This window comes from Paenibacillus xylanilyticus (genome assembly GCF_013359935.1).
GTDB lineage: Bacteria > Bacillota > Bacilli > Paenibacillales > Paenibacillaceae > Paenibacillus > Paenibacillus xylanilyticus.
On sequence record NZ_JABMCB010000178.1, the window covers coordinates 31,883 to 50,264 of the forward strand.

At 49.2% G+C, this 18,382-nt stretch carries 14 protein-coding genes; 3 read left to right on the plus strand and 11 right to left on the minus strand.

Annotated elements, in window-relative coordinates; genetic code table 11:
* Positions 1 to 100: 100 nt before the first annotated feature.
* The 6 genes from HP552_RS12440 to HP552_RS12465 form a co-directional block, all read right to left on the minus strand.
* Complete coding sequence (locus tag HP552_RS12440; protein ID WP_175395781.1) at positions 101 to 1,774, minus strand: NAD(P)H-hydrate dehydratase; 1,674 nt, start codon at positions 1,772 to 1,774, stop codon at positions 101 to 103.
* Positions 1,775 to 1,853: 79 nt separating this feature from the next.
* Positions 1,854 to 2,486, minus strand: a complete 633-nt coding sequence (locus tag HP552_RS12445; RefSeq protein WP_175395782.1) for an NAD(P)-dependent oxidoreductase — start codon at positions 2,484 to 2,486, stop codon at positions 1,854 to 1,856.
* Between the two features lie 256 nt (positions 2,487 to 2,742).
* Positions 2,743 to 4,014: an alpha/beta hydrolase family protein gene (locus tag HP552_RS35605; RefSeq protein WP_175395783.1), complete on the minus strand. Its 1,272-nt coding sequence runs from the start codon at positions 4,012 to 4,014 to the stop codon at positions 2,743 to 2,745.
* Between the two features lie 67 nt (positions 4,015 to 4,081).
* Positions 4,082 to 5,374, minus strand: coding sequence for an MFS transporter (locus HP552_RS12455; RefSeq protein ID WP_175395784.1), 1,293 nt, complete (start codon positions 5,372 to 5,374; stop codon positions 4,082 to 4,084).
* Positions 5,355 to 5,732, minus strand: a complete 378-nt coding sequence (locus HP552_RS12460; protein ID WP_175395785.1) for a ribbon-helix-helix domain-containing protein — start codon at positions 5,730 to 5,732, stop codon at positions 5,355 to 5,357. The genes HP552_RS12455 and HP552_RS12460 overlap by 20 nt, the downstream gene beginning before the upstream one ends.
* A gap of 225 nt (positions 5,733 to 5,957) precedes the next feature.
* Complete coding sequence (locus HP552_RS12465; protein WP_175395786.1) at positions 5,958 to 6,371, minus strand: GNAT family N-acetyltransferase; 414 nt, start codon at positions 6,369 to 6,371, stop codon at positions 5,958 to 5,960.
* Positions 6,372 to 6,484: 113 nt separating this feature from the next.
* Here HP552_RS12465 and HP552_RS12470 point away from each other — a divergent pair, with 113 nt between their 5' ends.
* Entirely contained in the window at positions 6,485 to 7,372 is an 888-nt protein-coding gene (locus tag HP552_RS12470) for a hypothetical protein (protein ID WP_175395787.1), read from the plus strand.
* A gap of 56 nt (positions 7,373 to 7,428) precedes the next feature.
* Here HP552_RS12470 and HP552_RS35375 read toward each other — a convergent pair whose 3' ends face one another.
* On the minus strand, positions 7,429 to 10,140 hold the full coding sequence (locus HP552_RS35375; RefSeq protein ID WP_175395788.1) for an S-layer homology domain-containing protein: 2,712 nt from the start codon (positions 10,138 to 10,140) through the stop codon (positions 7,429 to 7,431).
* Positions 10,141 to 10,498: 358 nt separating this feature from the next.
* Between HP552_RS35375 and HP552_RS12480 the strand changes: the two genes are divergently transcribed.
* Both HP552_RS12480 and HP552_RS12485 read left to right on the plus strand, forming a co-directional pair.
* Complete coding sequence (locus HP552_RS12480; protein ID WP_175395789.1) at positions 10,499 to 12,808, plus strand: AraC family transcriptional regulator; 2,310 nt, start codon at positions 10,499 to 10,501, stop codon at positions 12,806 to 12,808.
* Positions 12,809 to 12,872: 64 nt separating this feature from the next.
* A complete protein-coding gene (locus HP552_RS12485; protein ID WP_175395790.1) occupies positions 12,873 to 14,513 on the plus strand; it encodes an extracellular solute-binding protein in 1,641 nt (546 codons plus the stop codon).
* Between the two features lie 132 nt (positions 14,514 to 14,645).
* On the opposite strand, the gene HP552_RS12490 is transcribed toward HP552_RS12485, so the two are convergent.
* The 4 genes from HP552_RS12490 to HP552_RS12505 form a co-directional block, all read right to left on the minus strand.
* A complete protein-coding gene (locus tag HP552_RS12490; protein WP_175395791.1) occupies positions 14,646 to 14,885 on the minus strand; it encodes a YezD family protein in 240 nt (79 codons plus the stop codon).
* Positions 14,886 to 15,108: 223 nt separating this feature from the next.
* Positions 15,109 to 15,984 (minus strand): sulfate ABC transporter permease subunit CysW, encoded by an 876-nt coding sequence (gene cysW, locus HP552_RS12495; RefSeq protein ID WP_175395792.1) that lies wholly within the window; start codon positions 15,982 to 15,984, stop codon positions 15,109 to 15,111.
* A gap of 269 nt (positions 15,985 to 16,253) precedes the next feature.
* Positions 16,254 to 17,090 carry a sulfate ABC transporter permease subunit CysT gene (gene cysT / locus HP552_RS12500; protein ID WP_175395793.1) on the minus strand — a complete coding sequence of 279 codons (837 nt, stop codon included), beginning with the start codon at positions 17,088 to 17,090 and terminating at the stop codon, positions 16,254 to 16,256.
* Positions 17,091 to 17,169: 79 nt separating this feature from the next.
* Positions 17,170 to 18,249: a sulfate ABC transporter substrate-binding protein gene (locus tag HP552_RS12505; RefSeq protein ID WP_175395794.1), complete on the minus strand. Its 1,080-nt coding sequence runs from the start codon at positions 18,247 to 18,249 to the stop codon at positions 17,170 to 17,172.
* Positions 18,250 to 18,382: the final 133 nt, after the last annotated feature.

Consider the following 18,382-nt stretch of genomic DNA (forward strand, 5'->3'; position numbering starts at 1 on the left):
CCTCCATTTCTCTTGTTATGAGAGAAACGGAGGTTTTTTGATAACGGAGCGTATTGATCGGACTTATCCTTCATAGGATAAAATTCTCGACAGAACCCCGTTAGAGCGCGTCGATGATGTCTCCCGCCAGCAGGGACGCCGGATCTCCACGCCGCAGCGCAGCCTGCTCTGCCGCCTGGCCGTGCAGATATACACCAAACGCGGCGGCTTGCTCCGCGCTGAGTCCTTGGGCGAGCAGACCGGCGATGATGCCGGTCAAGACGTCTCCGGCACCGCCAGTCGCCATGCCGGCGTGCCCGGTGGTGTTGATGTACGCCTCGCCGGAAGGCGTTGCGATGACCGTTCGTGCTCCCTTGAGCACAAGGGTCACGCCCTGCTCGCGGGCGTATCGTGCAGCGTGTCCAATCCGGTCACGCTGCACTTCGGGGGTCGGCATGCCCAGCAGCCGGCCCATCTCTCCGGGGTGCGGCGTCAGGATGGTCGCCGCACTTCGCTGGCCCCAGTCGCGAGGCCCGGCTCTGCCAGCGTCTGCGAGCATGTTGAGGGCGTCCGCATCGATAACGAGCGGACGATCCGTCTGCTGCCACAGGCGGCGCAGCCAGCCGGTGTCGCCCTCGAAGCGGCCGAGGCCCGGTCCGGTCGCGATGACGTCGCGGCTCTCCGCGAGACGCAGCACGGCGTCCGCGGAAGCCGCGTTCCATTCGCCGCTGTCGCCCTCTGCAGCGACAGCGAGCATGAGCTCGGGCACGCTGCCGATGATATGCGGCAGCAGAGCCGCGGGCAGCGCCCATGTAGCAAGCCCGCACCCGGCGCGCAGCGCGGCCTTGGCCGAGAGCAGGCCAGCGCCGCTCATCGGCAGGCTGCCTGCAGCCAGCAGTACGTGGCCGTAGGTTCCCTTGTGGCCGTCTGGTGCCCGGAGGCGGTCTGTGTCCACGTGCAGGGAGCTGCGCAGCACTTCCTCAGTCAGCAGCCGGACGGAGGGACCATGCTCTGGCACAAGCCGCGCAGGAATGCCGATGGAGCGCACCACGATGCGCCCCGCGGCTGACGCGCCCGGGTACTGCACAAGCCCGCGCTTCAACAGCGCAAGGCATACAGTCACCCGGGCCTGAATGCAGGGCTCGTATACCTCCCCGGTGTCGGCATTCAGCCCGCTTGGCACATCCGCGGACACGACCGGCTTGCCGCTGTCGTTCACCGCTTCAATCAGCGCCGCGTACGCTCCCAGCGGCGCCCCCCGCGAGCCGGTGCCCAGCAGCGCATCCACGATGCCTGTGCACCGGCTGAAGTCCACGGCTTCACGCCCGTGGACCAGGGCAGGGATGCCGAGCTGCGCAGCGGCATCCCGCTGCACTGCGGCTTCGCCCCGCAGTGACTCGGGCCCCTCGGCGTAGACCAACGTCACGCCGAGCCCCGCCTCAAGCAAATGGCGGGCCGCAACCAGCCCGTCACCGCCATTATTGCCCTTGCCAATCAGCATGTACCAATGCTGATCTCCGGGGCGCGCCATCACCAGCGCCGGATCGGCGATGATGTCGCCCCCATAACCTTGCAGATCACCGGGCCCGGTGTGTGCCCGTTCAGCTTTTCCCGGCTCCCGATGTCCCTTCCGGTCAGCAGCCTTGCTGCCCATTCCCTCTTCCCGGCACAAGGCGATGACTTCCTCCGCTATGGCCCTGCCCGCGTTCTCCATCAGGCTCGCAGCAGGAATACCCAGCTTGTGGATGGTGTGCTCATCTACTGCCCTCATCTGTTCAGCGGTGACGATAAACAACGTCTATCCCTCCCCAGTGTTCGTTCCAGTTCAGCTTGTTGCATCACTCGATTCTTCTGGCTCGAGGTAAAATGTTCCCTTAATAGGCTACCGTAAAACGCGAACCAATAAATTGCGGATCATCCAGTTCGTCCACCAATGCTGCGGCAAAGTCACCCACCGAAATCGTGCTCTCTCCCAGATCATCTGTCACCAAACGGTTCATGCCGATACGGAAATGGCCTGTCCGCGGTCCAGAAGTGATCGTTGCAGCAGGACTCATATAAGTCCAATGAATATCCGATTCCTCAATCAAACCATAGGCGTCCAGATGGGCCTTAGCGAGTGTTCTGACTTCTTCCGGGAACCCCGGTGTATCCATCAGCATCTCACCGGAATCGGTTAGCAAACTGCCGGCTCCGCCAACGACAACCAGACGGCTCGCTTTGCCGCGGCGAACACCCTCAATCAGCGAACGTGTAACTTCCAGCAGTTCTTCCTCTTCCCCGAATTTCGGTCCATAGGCACTCACAACAGCTTCCTGACCCGCTGTAAAATCAGCCACTTGATCCGGATTCAGCAAATCTCCCTTTTCCACACGCAAACGTTCGTGAACCATTTCAACTTTGGACGGATCCCGCACAATCGCAGTCACCTCATGCCCACGGTCCATCAGCTCCCAAAGTATCGTCTTTCCAATTGCTCCGGTTGCTCCAAAAATCGCTACTTTCATATGCAATCCCTCTTTTCAGTAGATGTCATCCAGTCATTATACCGTTATTGTAATACTTAATCCCATTGTTATATACCTTAAACGGCTCACGCCATCTTAAACCGTATGTAGCTACTTGTAAACCACGAGTCTGGCTCAACTGCCCATTCCCCTATACATGCTGTATTCAAATAAGTAACCACAACTCCTTTTCCGTTCAGTAAAAGAAACGCGAACCACCCAAAAAAGCCGCATACGCGGCCTCGGCAGCTTACTTCTATTTTGCCTGACCCACCTTGGCAAAGGTCATAAATTCGACCGCTTTCTGTGCCCAGAACCGTTCCGAATACATTTCATGCTCTAAATCATCAATGATATGAAGTTCCAGTCTGCCTGATGGTTCGCCCAACGCCAGCTTGTATTCCCGTATTTCCTGATATAACCGTACCGTCTGTTCCACCGGACAGAGCTGATCTGCCTGGCCGTGAATGATCAGGACATCGATTCCGCTTAACGCAGAAGCGTATGTTATCGGGCTTCGGCTCCTCAAGGCGGATTCATTCTCAAGCAGTACACCGATCTCTTTTTGCAAAAAAGACCTGAGCTTTGCCCCTCTCCCTTCATACAGCTTGCCCAAATCCGTAAAAGGAGCACAGGCCACCACGGCACTCCACAGGACTGGGTCTCTGCCCGCAGCAAGCAATGCAAGATAAGCTCCATAACTGACTCCATACAGAGCTACGTCTGAATAAGCGGGTAACACCTCTTCCCGGATAAACCGGACCACCTCTGCATCCACGCCGCCCCAGTCGTTCTCATTGCGACTCCTGTATTCGGAATCGAAGCCGGAGCTGCCCGGATAGTTGATACCAATCACCCGTATGCCAGCCTCGGATAACCGTTTCATTACCGGACTATAGCTGTCGAACAGGCAGTTATGCGGCCCTCCATGCAGATAAATAACGGCTTGTTCCGCGCCCTTTGGATGCATATCCAAATAAGGTATGATCTCAGATCTATAGTACGTTTCTCCATATTTCATCTCCGACTCCCCAATATTGCGGAAGCTATTTACAGCTTCCTGCTCATCCCCTTGAATCCGAATGATGGCACGGGTTTGATCTTGGAACCGAAACAGAGCGGGTACCGGGTCGATCGCGATAAACTCGTATTTGCCCACCAGTCCCTGCTTGTCCCTGCTGAGCACAGCCTGTGTCAGCGTCCCTGGATAGTCTCGAAGCTGTAATACTTCTTTCTTCTCCTGCAATACATACTGCACATAATGCCATCTGCCACAGGTTATGCCTTCACAGAGGATTTTCTGTGCATCCGTATCAATCTGAACGCGAACCAGTTCAGAGAACCCTTCACCAATCGAGGGCAATTCATGCACAGAATTCTCGCCCTGTTTCAACCCCCCCGCTGTAAATCCCTGCTCTGAAGGAATGGACACCCCAATGAGATCCCCCTGCTTGTCCATGACTGGATAGGGATATGACGTATGTACCCACTCCGCACTTTGAACCACTTGGTCCTTATATGCATACACTCTCCCTGCCCATTTACTCTTCGCAATCCTGTGATATCATTTCTATTTAAAAAGGAAAAATATGAAATTAAACTTCTGACGAGATGGAAGCTTTCTGTGTCCTGCTATGTGTACCCTGCTCCTCTCGAAAAGGACGTACGAACAGGCTGGTCAAGCCCATAATCACTACAAATACACCGATCCCCATGTACACCCAGGATGGATTATACGTTTCAATGAACCACCCTCCCAGCAATAAACCGAGTGGATTGCTGATGCCACTCATTAAGACCCCCATGCTGTTCATGACACGCCCTCTCTTTTCCTCCGGTGTGGATAGAAGAATCGAGGTAACCAAAGGTACATTAACGAGGGCAAGCCCCAGCATTAACAGGAACGAACAGGCAATAGCGATGTACAGATTAGGAAACATGGGCATAAGTAACAAGCTTGCTCCCGAGATCAGATAACTGATCAGAAACCATCGGGCGAGCGAAAGCCGTTTGGCATACTTCCCACTGAGCAGAGAGCCTGCAATACTGCCGGCAGCAAAAGCGGATTGGAGAAGACCGTACCCTTGCGGTCCGGCATGAAGCACCATGTTGGCAAAGATCGGAGTAAAGATGTGCAGAGGCGCGCCAGCGAAGTTGATAATAGCTCCAAAAATGATGCAGCAGGCCAGAATTTTACGCGAGAACAAAAAGGTAATCCCTTGTATACTGTCCCTCATAAAGCCGGAGATTCCTTTTTGTTTCACTACTTTGGTCACCGGGATATGAATAAAGACAATGGAGAGAGAAGAGACGAGAAAGGTGAGCGCGTAGATGAACAGGATCGACTGAACAGAGATGAACGCTACGAGTATGCCACCTATAGCATATCCAAGCAATTCAATCGTTTTGGAAGATGAGTTAAGGAGTGCATTGGCTGGTGCCAGCTGTTTCGATGGGTTGGGCAGAATGGCGGGGATGACGGTCTGGGTTGCCGGATTGAACAAAAATCCAAGAATGGCAATGAGCAAATTGGCAGCATAGATATGCCACGGTACCATCTGACCACTCATGAATAAAAGCGCCAATATGCAAGCCACGCAGGCTCTCAGTATATCTGTCCAGATTAAGAGCTGCTTCTTGGGCAGCCGATCACTGATCGTAGCGAGAGGTATACCCAGGAAAGCATAGATAAAGTAAGGTAACATAGGAATCAGCGCTGCTGCGAGTGCAGACTCGGTCAGCTGAAGAATATACCACATCGTAGCCATAGAAAATAGAATCTGGCCTGCACCGGATATCAGTCTGCCTACAAGAAGTACACAAAAGGATGGAATGCGCAGAATGGATCCGTAACTGTCGTTATGGATTTCATTTTTCGTTTGTTTCATCCGTTCCCTCTCCTTTTCCCTTAATCTCGCTTCCAGTTTCACTTTGCAGACGTGTCAACAACCCTGAATTGCGAATGGACTGTTGCATTTTGGCCTTTACCCGCTCAAGTTCTGCGGTATACTCCTGAATCTCGCTCAATAACGATTGATGTGCCCGAATTCCTTCCCTGATTAACATCGCCGTTGCATCTGAACGGTTTTTGGCCAGTTCAAGGAATACAAGCTGATCAATAATATCAATTTCTTCCTGACTTAATCTCACGGAGACAACCCCTTTAGTTCCCGAAAGATTTTTGCTCGCTTGATCCATGGATCGTTCTACCATTCGATTAAATTGAGTCCGCTGGTCTTTGTCCAACTTCGGTCTCCTCCATTCTGTTGCTTATATTGAGATTATTGTAATTTGTAAATCGTAAATTGTATTTACATCATATTATAACTGTATAATAATGGATGTAAAGCAAAAATAACCTTTGGGAAACCAAAGGTTGAAGAGTTAAATAATAGATGGAGTGTGCTCAGGCTATTTCACATACCCAAGACTTGTTTTATTTAAATAGGTTTGACCCAGATTTCTTATCACCTATTCCCCTTGTCTCCACCACATGCCTTCTGATTTCGGACTAGTATAAACGAAGCCAAATTGGGAGTATAAGCGATCTGCAGGAACATCAGCGAGCAGACTAACCAGACCACGAGCAGGCACATGCCTACGTAAATAATCCATGATCTCGCCCATGATTAATTTGCCATACCCCCTGCCCTGGTATTCCGGGTGTACAGCGATATCCACCACCTGAAAGAAGCAGCCGCCATCGCCAATGACCCGGCCCATTCCTACAAGCCCCTTCTCTTCCCGCAAACATACAGCAAACAGACTGTTCGGCAGCCCAATCTCTGCCCCCTGTCTGCTCATCGGACTAAGGCCAGCAATCTGCCGCAAGGCAAGATACTCCTCTGCTGCAGGTGGTGTGTGTTCAATATTTACATGCTCCATTGAATTGTGCCCCTTTCTGCTTGAATTCATCTACTTCCTGTGTAATAGTGAGAGAAAGCTTACGTGAAGCGTGTTTCAAAGATACGTCAAGTTCGCGCAAAGGAGGAACAAGTGTGTTTCCACGTTGGATGGAAGATCTAGCATCTCGCCCAGGCGCTGAAACTGTGCTGCTTGGAGTCTTGGCTTTGCTCCTGGTCATATACATATGGTCTGCCACTGAAGTTCGTCGCAGCCATGAAAGGCGAATGCACAGGATACGAGATACATTATACATAAGCACAACCCTTTTGGGACAACTTACCATTCATGAAAATCGAAAATATGAATGGTCAGAAAACGAACATAATGAACTGTTAACTGCCATGTTGGCCTGCAAATCGGCAGCTTGCCTCTCCTCTCCGTTACAGGATCAGATCCGGGACTGCATCAAGGATCATGATCCTGCCAGACTCGCACTGATGCACAAAGCATTGGAACGAGAGTGTACAGCATTATCAGATGAACTCGGCCAAAATACCCAAGACGATCATTGGGGCAAAGCAATCTGGACGATCCTTCGGCCTGCAGCTGAACCGGCCGCACTGGCAGCTGCATGGTTTCTGCTCGCTGATCTCATGTTCCGTCAGCGACTGTTGGACGTTTCCGTCGAATCATGGGAGAACACGCTGCCGTGGTTACGTGTGGTTTCCCTGATGATCACCATAATGTATGGTTATCTGCTCTGGGCCAGCCCGCGCCGGGGTACACGAGGTACAGTAACCAGAATGCTCTCCTTGCTGATTGCGCTGTGCTCGCTGCTCCATCTGATTGGTCTTGAGGCTGCTCCCTATGCCTTGGGATTACAGCTCGTCCTGTTCATTTCGGGTTTCAGGCTTACCGGAACCCGCCCTCGAAGTGATCGCCCTTACGCAGGACATGCCGAGCTCGAACCAACGAAGGAACTCTCTACGGAGATTGAAGTGAAGCCATTACGTAAATCTGGTGCCTATACCGGCGAATAACTTACGCATATCGCATGCAAAAAGTGCTGAACTACAACGTAGTTCAGCACTTTATTTTATTTTGCTACAACATGTGCAATGATACGATCCCTTTCGTAAGTGACTTGAACGTCATAACCATCCGCAGTTACTTGATCGAATTCACCTTGGATTGCATTAGCCGTAATCAACGTGATATCTTTGGAACCTTCAATCTTATCGTTGGACAAGTCCAGATGTAGGCTTCCTCCATCGAGATACAGCTTTTTGCCAACATGAATTTGACTGTGATCATCGTCCATAACCAGTTCCAACGTTCCACTGTCCATGGTAAAGTTTCTATTTAATTTTAATGCGCCATCTGCATTAACGACAACCGTTCCATTTTCCACATAAAGATCACCCTGACCAAAGGCAGTTGCAGACTCAGCCACCAGTGTTCCTGCTTGCAGCAAAGTTCCGCCTGTGTAACTGTTGCTCCCTGTCATTGTAAGTGTTCCTGTTCCCTTTTTCGTCAGCATTCCACTGCCGGAGATGTCGTTTCTCCACCAATCCTCTGCATTAAAGCGCCCTTTGGAAGCATCCATATTCACGGTTACGTTGTCCAAGAATGCACCGTAGCCATCCGCTGCCGTCACTAAATCCAGTCTGCCCCAACCTTTTGATTCGTCCAGTACCGGATAACCGGAGTCAATGGATGTGGTATACAATACTTCTCTGCGCTGCTCATCGGTCAAATAAGGCTGACGTGTTTTTAATAGAGCCTCTGCACCTTGCGGTACCACGGGAGCTAAACCTTTGATTCCTGTTTGCGGCAGACCATACGTGAGCTTTTCTCTGTAGAAGGCTTTATTCGCATCATGATCTTCCCATTTCTTTTCATCATATGCACTTTTGAACGTATAATCCTCTGTTACTGTGTGTGCATATTCATACAAACTCATATTTTCTTCCTGTGCTAGTGCTCCAAATACCTCTCCAGCATTTTCATATGCCTTTTCCATCAATTCCTGGTTCTCTTTCTTATTGAATGCATAGGCAGTCATGGCTGTAGCCTGTATTCTTGCACCGATCACATCAAGCGGCGAGTGCATCCCCGTTACAATTCGATTTTCACCCATTTGGGCTGCTCTTGTTAAGAATTCAGAGAATCGTTCTGGTGTAGCGTAGGCAAAAGGAAGTACTGATAAGTACGAAGCACTCGTATGTCCGCTTGGATATGCTCCGTCCTTTCCTCGTCCATCCTCCGCTATTCTCCTTACATAGCTTAATGCAGGAATAATTTCAACGTTGCTTTCGTATTGTTGGAAATGCTTTTCTCCCGTTGTTTTGGTTCCTCCTGAAGCCAAAGGCTCTTCTGTTACTTCACCTTTACCTAAAGTTTCCCACACGGCCAAACCATTCTCATCGACTACCTCTTTCACTTCTCCTTTTGAATTCATTCTCCACGGTCTTGGAGACGAGTAGAAGTATTTCGAAGGATTAGAGGAGGAAGGGATTTTGAATCGAACCAAATCCACCAGAGCTACCATGTCTGCAAGCTCCGTCTTCGCCCAATCACTTCCAATTCCCTGGCTTTGATCTTCCGCCGTTTCTTCCGTCAATACAACATCCATCTCATTGATATCTCTTTCGACACTTGTCGTTGGCTTGACGATGTCTACATATGTGTTGGCCAGCGGCCCGAAAGCTTCCATCATACTGTAGATCTTATCTCTTTGATCATCATAATAGGCGGCTAACGCTTCTTCATCCGTGCGATTTTGCGTAACATCTTCTACATATTTGATATTAGCCACCCAAGTCGCCTTATTACGGATCTCTTCGTTCGCAAATGTTTTCTGGTCTGCGACGGCTGTTTTTGGATCATTTTTAAAGCCATCATAATAAGGGGTCGGTCCATCTCCATACTTGGCAACCTCTCCCTTTGCTCCCGGCTTCGTTGCTGCTGTCCCATCTCTCCAATCCGACTGGTTCATGGACCAGACTTGTTCAAAACCGTCCAAAATATCAATAAACGGATTCGTTGCCGCGATATTTTTCAACGTGCTGTCTTCCGCATTGGCTCCATCCTTGACTGCAGATAAACGTGCCTCTTCGGCAGGGGCTTCAACATTCAGCACGCTTGTTGTTCCCTTTGGCTTAGATGGTTTAGCATCCGTATTGGCGTCCATTTCCAGAGCATTCACAAGTGCACTTACGGCTTCTGCACGAGTGATCGATTGAAGAGGTTTGAAGCTTCCATCTGCATATCCAGCTATAATTTCTGCCGCTGCAGCTCCACCTACAGCTCCTTTGCTCCATTCCGCAATAGAAGAAGAATCACTGAAGGCATTCGCAGCTTCCTCATTCAGTTCCAGGTTGAGAATTTCAACTATAATCTTTGCCGCTTCTTGACGTGTGATCGGATTTTGAGGCTTCATCGTTTGATCCGCATAGCCATCCATATATCCAGCCGCATTAGCTGCGGAAACAGTCTGGTAATACCATGCATTCTCAGAAACATCGTTAAAGTTAATTGTAGCTTGTCCTGTATATCCAAAAGCACCATTCACCAAATTCATAAATTCTGCTCTCGTAATGAAGTTGTTCGGTTTGAAGGAACGATCCAAATAACCTTGAATCAGTCCTTTATCACCCCAAGCCTGAATGTTTGCTTCTGCCCAGTGTCCCTTAATATCAGAGAACTGAATATTCGAATTGGCTGCATAACTCTGATCGGCAAACGTCGGGCTCACCATAGACAACATTAGAAGTAATGCGAGTGATTTTTTTAGTGGTTTTCTCATAGCCTGCAAGACACGCTCCCATTATCGTTAATTATTTTTTCGATTGCACCAGCAACTGATGAGAAAGTCTCCATTCAGATGTCTGATCTGCCGTTACTGTAGCATTCGGGGGAGTCTTGAATCTATAGAACAAATTCCGTTTTATATCAAAATCGTACGATTTGAAGCTCTTTTTCCAAGAAAAATAGAGTGAATATCACATTAGTCATCTAGACTGTAGTTGTTTGTAAATTTTCATTAACTGAAGGTAAATTTTCAGGACTGATTTTGTTAAATTTCGATCAACATGAATTCTCATCCTCGGCCTATTATATAATGATGAAGTTGTCCAGAAACCCATTGTGAAGGAGGAAAAAGGATGCGCAAATACTTCCAGTCCGTGAGATTTAGGATGGTTCTTTCCTATCTTGCCATCGTCCTCGTGATCGCGCTTCTTTTCGGTTCAATCCTGTATCTCTTCTTCTCCAATCAATACAGCAAAGAGATTAGAAACGCCAAGCAGCTTTCGCTCAAAAATACCGTCAATTACATAGAAAGTTCCGTCATCCAGAAGGTGAATCAGGTCTATCTGTCCCTGGCATTGGGCAGCTCTGTCAATATTGATCTGGATCGATTACAAGGAAACCATGGCAAAATTCTGGACATTGAGCAGTTACTCAAAAAACAGGTCCAAAATTATTCCGACCTGATCCAAGCCATTCATTTGTACGATACGGAGAATCATTTCATGATCTCATCTGTACACGGACTCCTGCTCTATGAGAGTTCATCCTCCAGTGAGGCTAATATGGCCGATTGGATTGTTGCGATGAAAGAGACCGAAGGGAATTCTTTATGGATGCAGACTCGCATGGTTCCTCAGGATGTTTATATCCAATCACCTGAACCAAACAACATGAACTCTCTAATCTCCTATGTCCACAGTTACCCATTTCAATCTTCAGGACAAGACAGTAAGGTCATGATTGCCATTGATATCAAAGAATCTGCGATAAGTCAGATCATTAAAAATATGCTTCCTGCTGACTATGAAAGTACATTTATCATCGATCGGGATGGAATCGTTATTTCTGCAGCGGATAAATCCTTGCTGGGCAGCTCGAATACAGAGAATCCGGTTCAGTCGCTGCTTTCTGATCATTCTTCGGACGGGAGCTTTTCGCCTATAATTGACCATGGCTCTTATGTCATCTCCCAAGATCAATTTAAAGGCACTGGATGGAGGATTTACACGACTACACCCAATAAAAACTTCTATTATAAACTGGACAGCTTGAAGGAGGTCTCGGTCATTCTTTGCTTACTCGCTGTTGCGGTCGGGATTGCCATGTCGTCCATCTTTACAGCTGCCAACTATAGCCCTTTGAAGCGACTCCTGAACAATATTAAGAGCCGGATGGATAGCCCAACCAGCTTAAAGCAGGACGAATACCGGTTTATCGATACAGCGATCAACAGTCTGTCCAGTAAAGTCGATAGTCTTGAGGAAACCCTGCAGGCCAATCACAGAATGATTAAGCACAGTATCATGCTGAATATGTTACATAACCGATTCACACCGGAGGAGCTTGCTGAGCAGCTGCAATCGGTTCAAATTTCAATGGCATACTCCCGCTTCCGCTGTATCGTCATTGACCCCGTGAGTGAAAAGTGGAAAAAACTTCAGCCGCGACAGCTGCAGCATACGTTGTACACGATCATCCAGCAGCTGGAGATAACAAATATCGATGAAACTAGGCTGCTGGCAGAGGAATTGCAGGATCATAAAATAGCGGTGATCATCTGTACCAACCAGCCTGGGGAACCTCTCACCGATCACATTGTGGGATCTATTCACGCTGAGGGGAAAAGCAAATTCGATCTCGAATTTGCATTATCATTAGGCGGTTGGGTAGACCATTTCACGAAGATTCATACAAGCTACCATGAGGCCAACATCCTAATTAAATACAGCTATTTCTTTCCGGCTCTGTCTGCCATACAGGATCTTGATCTTCTGAACCGGGAAACCAGCACCTTGGAAATACCAGACTCGTACCTTGCAAACGTTGAAAGGAAATTGCAGTCCCGTGATGTGGATGGTACGATCCTGGCCATTCAGGACGTGGTATCAACCATCAAGGAAGGCATGTATTCAGCCGAATACAGTCACATTATTTTGTTAAAAATGATTTCCATTTACGCTGACTGCATCAGTCAGGTGCGTTGGCAGCCCGCTGAGGCCAGCTCAATGAATTTGTACAAGCAGTATTCATCGCTCTACAATATCGACCGGTATTCGGAATGGCTGATTCATCTCGTAACCGAGTTTGTTACGCATATGGAGAAGCGAAGCGAGGTAAGAAGCGTTGACACGATCTCGGCCGTTAAAGCCTATATCCGCGAGCATCTTTCGGGTGACCTCACCCTGGATCATGTGTCTGAACAAGTGTTTATCAGCCCCAAATATCTCAGTAAGATTTTCAAGGAAGAAACCGGTATCACCTATTCCGAATATGTTACGAATCAGAGAATGGAACGTGCACGGGAACTCATTGCACAACGAGAATTTACCATCGAACAGGTCGCGAGTACAGTCGGTTACCGTACGCCCGCTTATTTCATCAAGAAGTTCAAAGAAATTCACGGCTGCACGCCGAAAAACTTCATGCGCAGCCTGATGCATTGATGCGCCGATAAGTCATCACGTCATTGGACATTATCCAGAAATTCAAACATGAGAAGGAGCTGCTATGAACCCCAACCTTTCGAGAGCTCTATGTCTATTTATTACATCCCTTGTCCTCATCGTATTCATAAGCGGCTGTGCCGATATAGGGGAACAAGGTCCACAAGTACAGCTGCCGAATCATGTGGAGAACTCTGAGAAGGAGACCGAGCCACGTTACACCATGTCCTGGACAATGCATCAAAATGCGCCTGTTCCTGAGGATGCAGAGATGATTGCATATATTGAGGATCTTTTTGATGTCAATCTGGAAGTGTGGAACCTTGAGAACAAGCGCTATGAGGATCTGTTGGACCTAGAGCTTGCTCAAGGGAACATACCGGATCTGTTCCGGATCAGGCAGCCACAAGATTTGCTTAAATATCAAATGCAAGGGGTGTTAGCAGAAATTCCCCAGGACGTACTTGAAGAACATGCACCTAACATTGTAAAGCGAATCCGTGATTATGATTCACGTTACTTGGAGTACGGAAAAATAGACGGTGCCTTATATGGAGTTCCGGTCGTCAATCAGACCAACATCTACCGGACCCCTGTCGTATATCGAAAAGACTGGCTGGAGCAACTCGGACTGGATATTCCGACAACATTAGAGGAATTCGAAACGGTCATGTATGCTTTTGCCAAAGGTGACCCTGACGGAAATGGGAAAGAGGATACGTATGGGTTATCCAAAGAGGGTTTGAATGTCGTGTTTGGCGCCTTTGGACAGTCCGTTTTTACCGAACAGCTGTATTTTAATGAAAAAGATAACCAACTCGTGATCGGCGCTTTGGAGCCTGAGATGAAGCAAGCCTTGGCTTATCTGCAAAAGTGGTATCAGGACGGGATTATCGACCCTGAGTTTATAACTGGAGAAAATAAAGGGGGCTATAAGCATTTGTCTCATGCTTTTATTAAAGGCAAAATTGGGATGACCTCCATGGGGAATTATTATCATTGGACTCAAGACGGAGATTATAGCATCCTCAATGAAAGGGGCGAAGAAATCCCCGTAGGAGCCATGTTTAACGTTCATGAACTCCTACAGAAGAACGCATCCGCAAGCATTGAATTCGGTCCTCCTGTTACAGGGCCTGATGGACTCAGCGGCTCAAAAGGTTACAATCTGCTGATGAGTTTTATTACGATTGGAGCGGATGCGGCGAACGAGCCTGGTAAACTGGAAAAAATTCTTGAAATACTCGACTATGTCAGTGCCAACTCCGATCCGCTGGAGCAGATCCAAATGGAGCATGGACTTCAAGGCAAGCACTGGGACTGGAGCACTGCATCTTCAGGGGAGTTTCATATTCTCCCCCCATATAACCGTATGGAGAATTACACCAATATGATCGGCTCCAATATTGGCATGACTGTTCCAGGTGTACCCTCCGGCAAACGGGAGCAGTGGGCTGCATCTGAGGGACTGACGGAAAACGGTATTTATAATCAGCTGCAGGTAGCAACCCCTGCCCTGATTCAATATTCAACGGAGTTAATCAGCATGAGAGACAGGGCATACATTTCCATCATCACCGGCGATCAGCCTGTCGGGAGTTTTGATACCTTCGTGAAGGACTTCCTCGAAGCAGGTGGTGAACAGGTGCTGACTGAAGCAAATGAATGGTATAACGGCCATATGGAGACAAGTCCCGCGCAATAGGTTGGCGGTATTATAAGCATGAACTTCCCATGGTTTTCTGAAAGCGTACGTTTGTGTTTCGGAAAATATATGGGTAATTCACACCAAGACATTCTCTGCCACCATCCCTGCTCCCTGATCCCGCCTCACTCTCTACCCCTTGGCGTTCGCATTGGATCCGCGCAAAGAACGGGGTGAGGTACTTCGTGGAGTGCTGCCGGATTTGGAGGCGCTGCCAGAGGGCGTGTTTTCAAATCGCTTGCGTTCCGTCCGCTCCATCTGCACAATCTGACCTTCATGTACAACGATGTGAAGCGAGCCAAACTCCATGTCATTCAGTTGTCCGGCAATTCGATCCATCCAAACCTCATCCACTTTTAACGGCTTAGCCATATTGAGCCGCCTCCTCTTCCCGGGCTGCTGCCCACTATAATATTAACACTTCATCATTCGTTCGAATTATAATTCATTCTTATCCAACCCATATACTTGGTTTATACATTAGCAGGGCTTCCAGTAGCTGTCAATCTGTATTTCCAAGAAACCTAACTGAATTTTCAAGACCTCAGCAGCTCGCCCGAAAAAGTTGGATTGGCTCCCGTTTTCAAGCTCTCGGTCACTTCTCTGAAACTGTTCTATGTCCCAGCCAGCTCTTGAGCAGCAACGTAGCCAAAGCCAGGATCAGCAGCAGGGAGGCGACAGCAAATGATGCCGAGAACTGATACTCGTTATACAAAATCTCGACATGGAGCGGCAATGTATTCGTCTCTCCGCGAATATGTCCCGAGACCACAGATACGGCTCCGAACTCGCCCATCGCACGGGCATTACACAGAATGATGCCATACAGCAGACCCCATTTGATGTTGGGCAATGTGACATTCCAGAAGATTCGCCAGCCGGAAGCTCCGAGTGTAACGGCTGCTTCCTCCTCCCGCGTACCCTGATCCTCCATTAACGGAATGAGTTCCCTCGCAACGAAGGGAAAGGTAATAAACAACGTCGCAATCACAATGCCGGGCAAGGCAAAAATAATTTTGATATCATGCTCTGCAAGCCACGGTCCAAACCAGCCATTTGAACCAAATACCAGCACAAAGATCAACCCGCCCACAACAGGCGAGATCGAAAAGGGTAGATCAATCAGCGTGATCATGAGTCCCTTTCCCTTGAACTGGAACTTGGTAATGACCCACGCAGCAGCTACACCAAATATCGTATTCAGCGGTACGGTAATTGCCGCAACCAGCAGTGTGAGCTTCAACGCCGACATGGCATCCGGTTCAGTAAGAGCTGCGATGTACACGCCCCACCCCTGTTTCAGTGCTTCCATCATCACCATAATTAATGGCAAAATGAGAAGCCAAAGCAGCACCAGACTTGCCAGTCCAATCAGAAGCCATTTGACCCATGGAGCCTCCGTAGTTGCCCGGTTTCTCTCCGGCCCGCTTCGCACGCGGGGGGCAGGCGTTAATGGAACGGAACCCGCCATAATCTGTTCCTCCTTTTGGTTTATATAAGTTGAACTAACGATTTTACACTGGACCACTGCACGGCCAGAACATCTTCCGATCGCTGTTATCCCCTGATTTTTATGAACCACTCCTAAAAAGGGAGAAATCCGGGGATAGCGTATGCTTCCGAAGTAGCTTTCTTTCAGAAAGCTTTTAGGCGAACGCTCCGCTTCTCCAGATTTTTCTGTCCAACCCGTTATGGTGTAAATATTAAGTTCAACTTATATATAGGTTAGCCTACGTTAATCTAGGCCCGGCCTGCCTTCCTGCTCCATCGCTGAAGAGAGTTGATCACCAGCAGCAGGACAAAAGAAACCAGCAGCAGCAGCAGAGCTACAGCCGTAGCTCCCGCGTAATCGAACTGCTCCAGCTTCGCCATAATCAGCAGAGGTGCAATCTCCGTTTTCATCGGCATGTTGCCCGAAATAAACACGACCGAACCATATTCACCTATACCTCGGGCGAACGCCAGCGCAAATCCGGTCAGCAGCGGCGGGATCAGGTCGGGAAGCAAAATGGTCCGAAAGATTCGCCACCTTCCCGCTCCCAGCGTAGCCGCAGCCTCTTCCACCTCTGCCTCCAGCTCCTCCAAAATCGGCTGCACCGTACGTACAACAAACGGGATGCCGATAAACATCAGCGCCAGGGTAATACCTGCCTGCGAATAGGCCAGCTTGATGCCCAGGGGCTCCACAAGCTGCCCAATCCAGCCATTCCCTGCATACAGTGCCGTAAGAGCAACACCCGCCACTGCAGTAGGCAATGCAAATGGCAGGTCAATTACCGCGTCAAACAGACGCTTGCCTGGAAACTCATACCGGACCAGCACCCAAGCCAGGAGCAGCCCAAGGACCAGATTAATCAAGGCAGCCGTGCCTGCAGTCAGGAAGCTGACCTTGAAAGAAGCAATCACCCGAGGGTTACTTGCCGTTTCAATCAGCGTGGCCCACGTCAGTCCCGTGGAGTTGAAGATCAGCGCTGCCAGTGGAATAAGTACAACCAGGCTCAGGTAGAACACACTGTACCCCATGGTTAATCCAAAACCCGGCAGTGTGCGTCTTCGGGCCACCATCAACTTGCTCATGGACGTTCATCCTCTCTGCCTTCAGCCGGTAGGGCTGGTTGGCCGCTTACATGGTCGTGCGCTTTGTTTGTATCAAGCATTAGCTGCCTGGAACGTAAATCTGATCAAAAATCCCACCGTCATTAAAATGTTTGGCCTGGGTATCCCGCCATGTGCCGAATACATCCTTCAGGGTAAACAATTCAACCTCCGGGAACTGGTCTTTGAATTTCTCCTTCACACTATCCAGCGTTGGGCGATAATAATTCTCCGCGGCAATCGTCTGCCCCTCTTCGCTATACAGGTATTTCAGATAGGCGTCTGCCACTTCACGGCTGCCCTTTTTGTCTGCATTTTTGTCCACAATCGCAACCGGAGGTTCAGCCAATATACTAACGGAAGGCACAACGATATCGAATTTGTCCGGACCCAGTTCTTTTACCGATAAAAAAGCTTCATTCTCCCAGGCAAGCAGCACATCACCGATCCCACGCTCTACAAACGTTGTCGTAGACCCGCGTGCCCCGGAATCAAGTACAGGTGCATGCTTGAAGAGTTCACCAACGAATTCCTTTGCCTTCTCCTCGTCATTGTTGTTCTTCTTCAGCGCATATCCCCATGCCGCCAGGTAGTTCCAACGTGCTCCGCCGGAGGTCTTCGGGTTCGGAGTAATTACCTGGGTATCCCCCTTGATAAGATCATCCCAGTCCTTGATGCCTTTCGGGTTGCCCTTGCGCACCAAGAATACAATGGTTGAGGTATACGGGGAGCTGTTATGCTCATATTTATCCTGCCAACCCGCATTGATCAGCCCTTTATCTTCGATTGCATCGATATCATATCCCAATGCCAGCGTAACGATATCCGCATCCAAACCGTCAATCACGGAACGACTCTGTTTGCCTGAACCGCCGTGCGACTGCTTGAACGTCACTTCCTGGCCTTTCTCTTTTTGCCAATACGCTGCAAACGCCTTGTTATACTGCTCATACAGCTCCCGCGTCGGATCATAGGACACATTCAGCAGCTCGATGGCTTTTACACCTTCTTTACCACTGTCCTGCCCCCCTGATGTTCCAGCCGCATTGGAGCCACCACTTTCTGCCCCGCATGCCGCCAGTACCCCTGTTAACACCAGTGCCAGACCAACCAGAATACCCTTATGAATTCTCTTTTTCATAAACAACACTCCCCCCCAGAATGGATCTGCAATGACTACCTCAGGCAGGCTGAACAGCATGGAACGCACCGAAAAAAAACAAAAGACGGAGGAACCACCCGCACACTTCTCCCTCACAAAGTCATGCCGACAC

What these genes read in the sequence shown, in the direction of transcription:
- HP552_RS35375 (WP_175395788.1), bottom strand. Translation starts at nt 10,140, where the DNA reads ATGAGAAAACCACTAAAAAAATCACTCGCATTACTTCTAATGTTGTCT.
- HP552_RS12455 (WP_175395784.1), bottom strand. Translation starts at nt 5,374, where the DNA reads ATGAAACAAACGAAAAATGAAATCCATAACGACAGTTACGGATCCATT.
- cysT (WP_175395793.1), bottom strand. Translation starts at nt 17,090, where the DNA reads ATGAGCAAGTTGATGGTGGCCCGAAGACGCACACTGCCGGGTTTTGGA.
- HP552_RS12505 (WP_175395794.1), bottom strand. Translation starts at nt 18,249, where the DNA reads ATGAAAAAGAGAATTCATAAGGGTATTCTGGTTGGTCTGGCACTGGTG.
- HP552_RS12445 (WP_175395782.1), bottom strand. Translation starts at nt 2,486, where the DNA reads ATGAAAGTAGCGATTTTTGGAGCAACCGGAGCAATTGGAAAGACGATA.
- HP552_RS12480 (WP_175395789.1), top strand. Translation starts at nt 10,499, where the DNA reads ATGCGCAAATACTTCCAGTCCGTGAGATTTAGGATGGTTCTTTCCTAT.
- HP552_RS12465 (WP_175395786.1), bottom strand. Translation starts at nt 6,371, where the DNA reads ATGGAGCATGTAAATATTGAACACACACCACCTGCAGCAGAGGAGTAT.
- cysW (WP_175395792.1), bottom strand. Translation starts at nt 15,984, where the DNA reads ATGGCGGGTTCCGTTCCATTAACGCCTGCCCCCCGCGTGCGAAGCGGG.
- HP552_RS12490 (WP_175395791.1), bottom strand. Translation starts at nt 14,885, where the DNA reads ATGGCTAAGCCGTTAAAAGTGGATGAGGTTTGGATGGATCGAATTGCC.
- HP552_RS12485 (WP_175395790.1), top strand. Translation starts at nt 12,873, where the DNA reads ATGAACCCCAACCTTTCGAGAGCTCTATGTCTATTTATTACATCCCTT.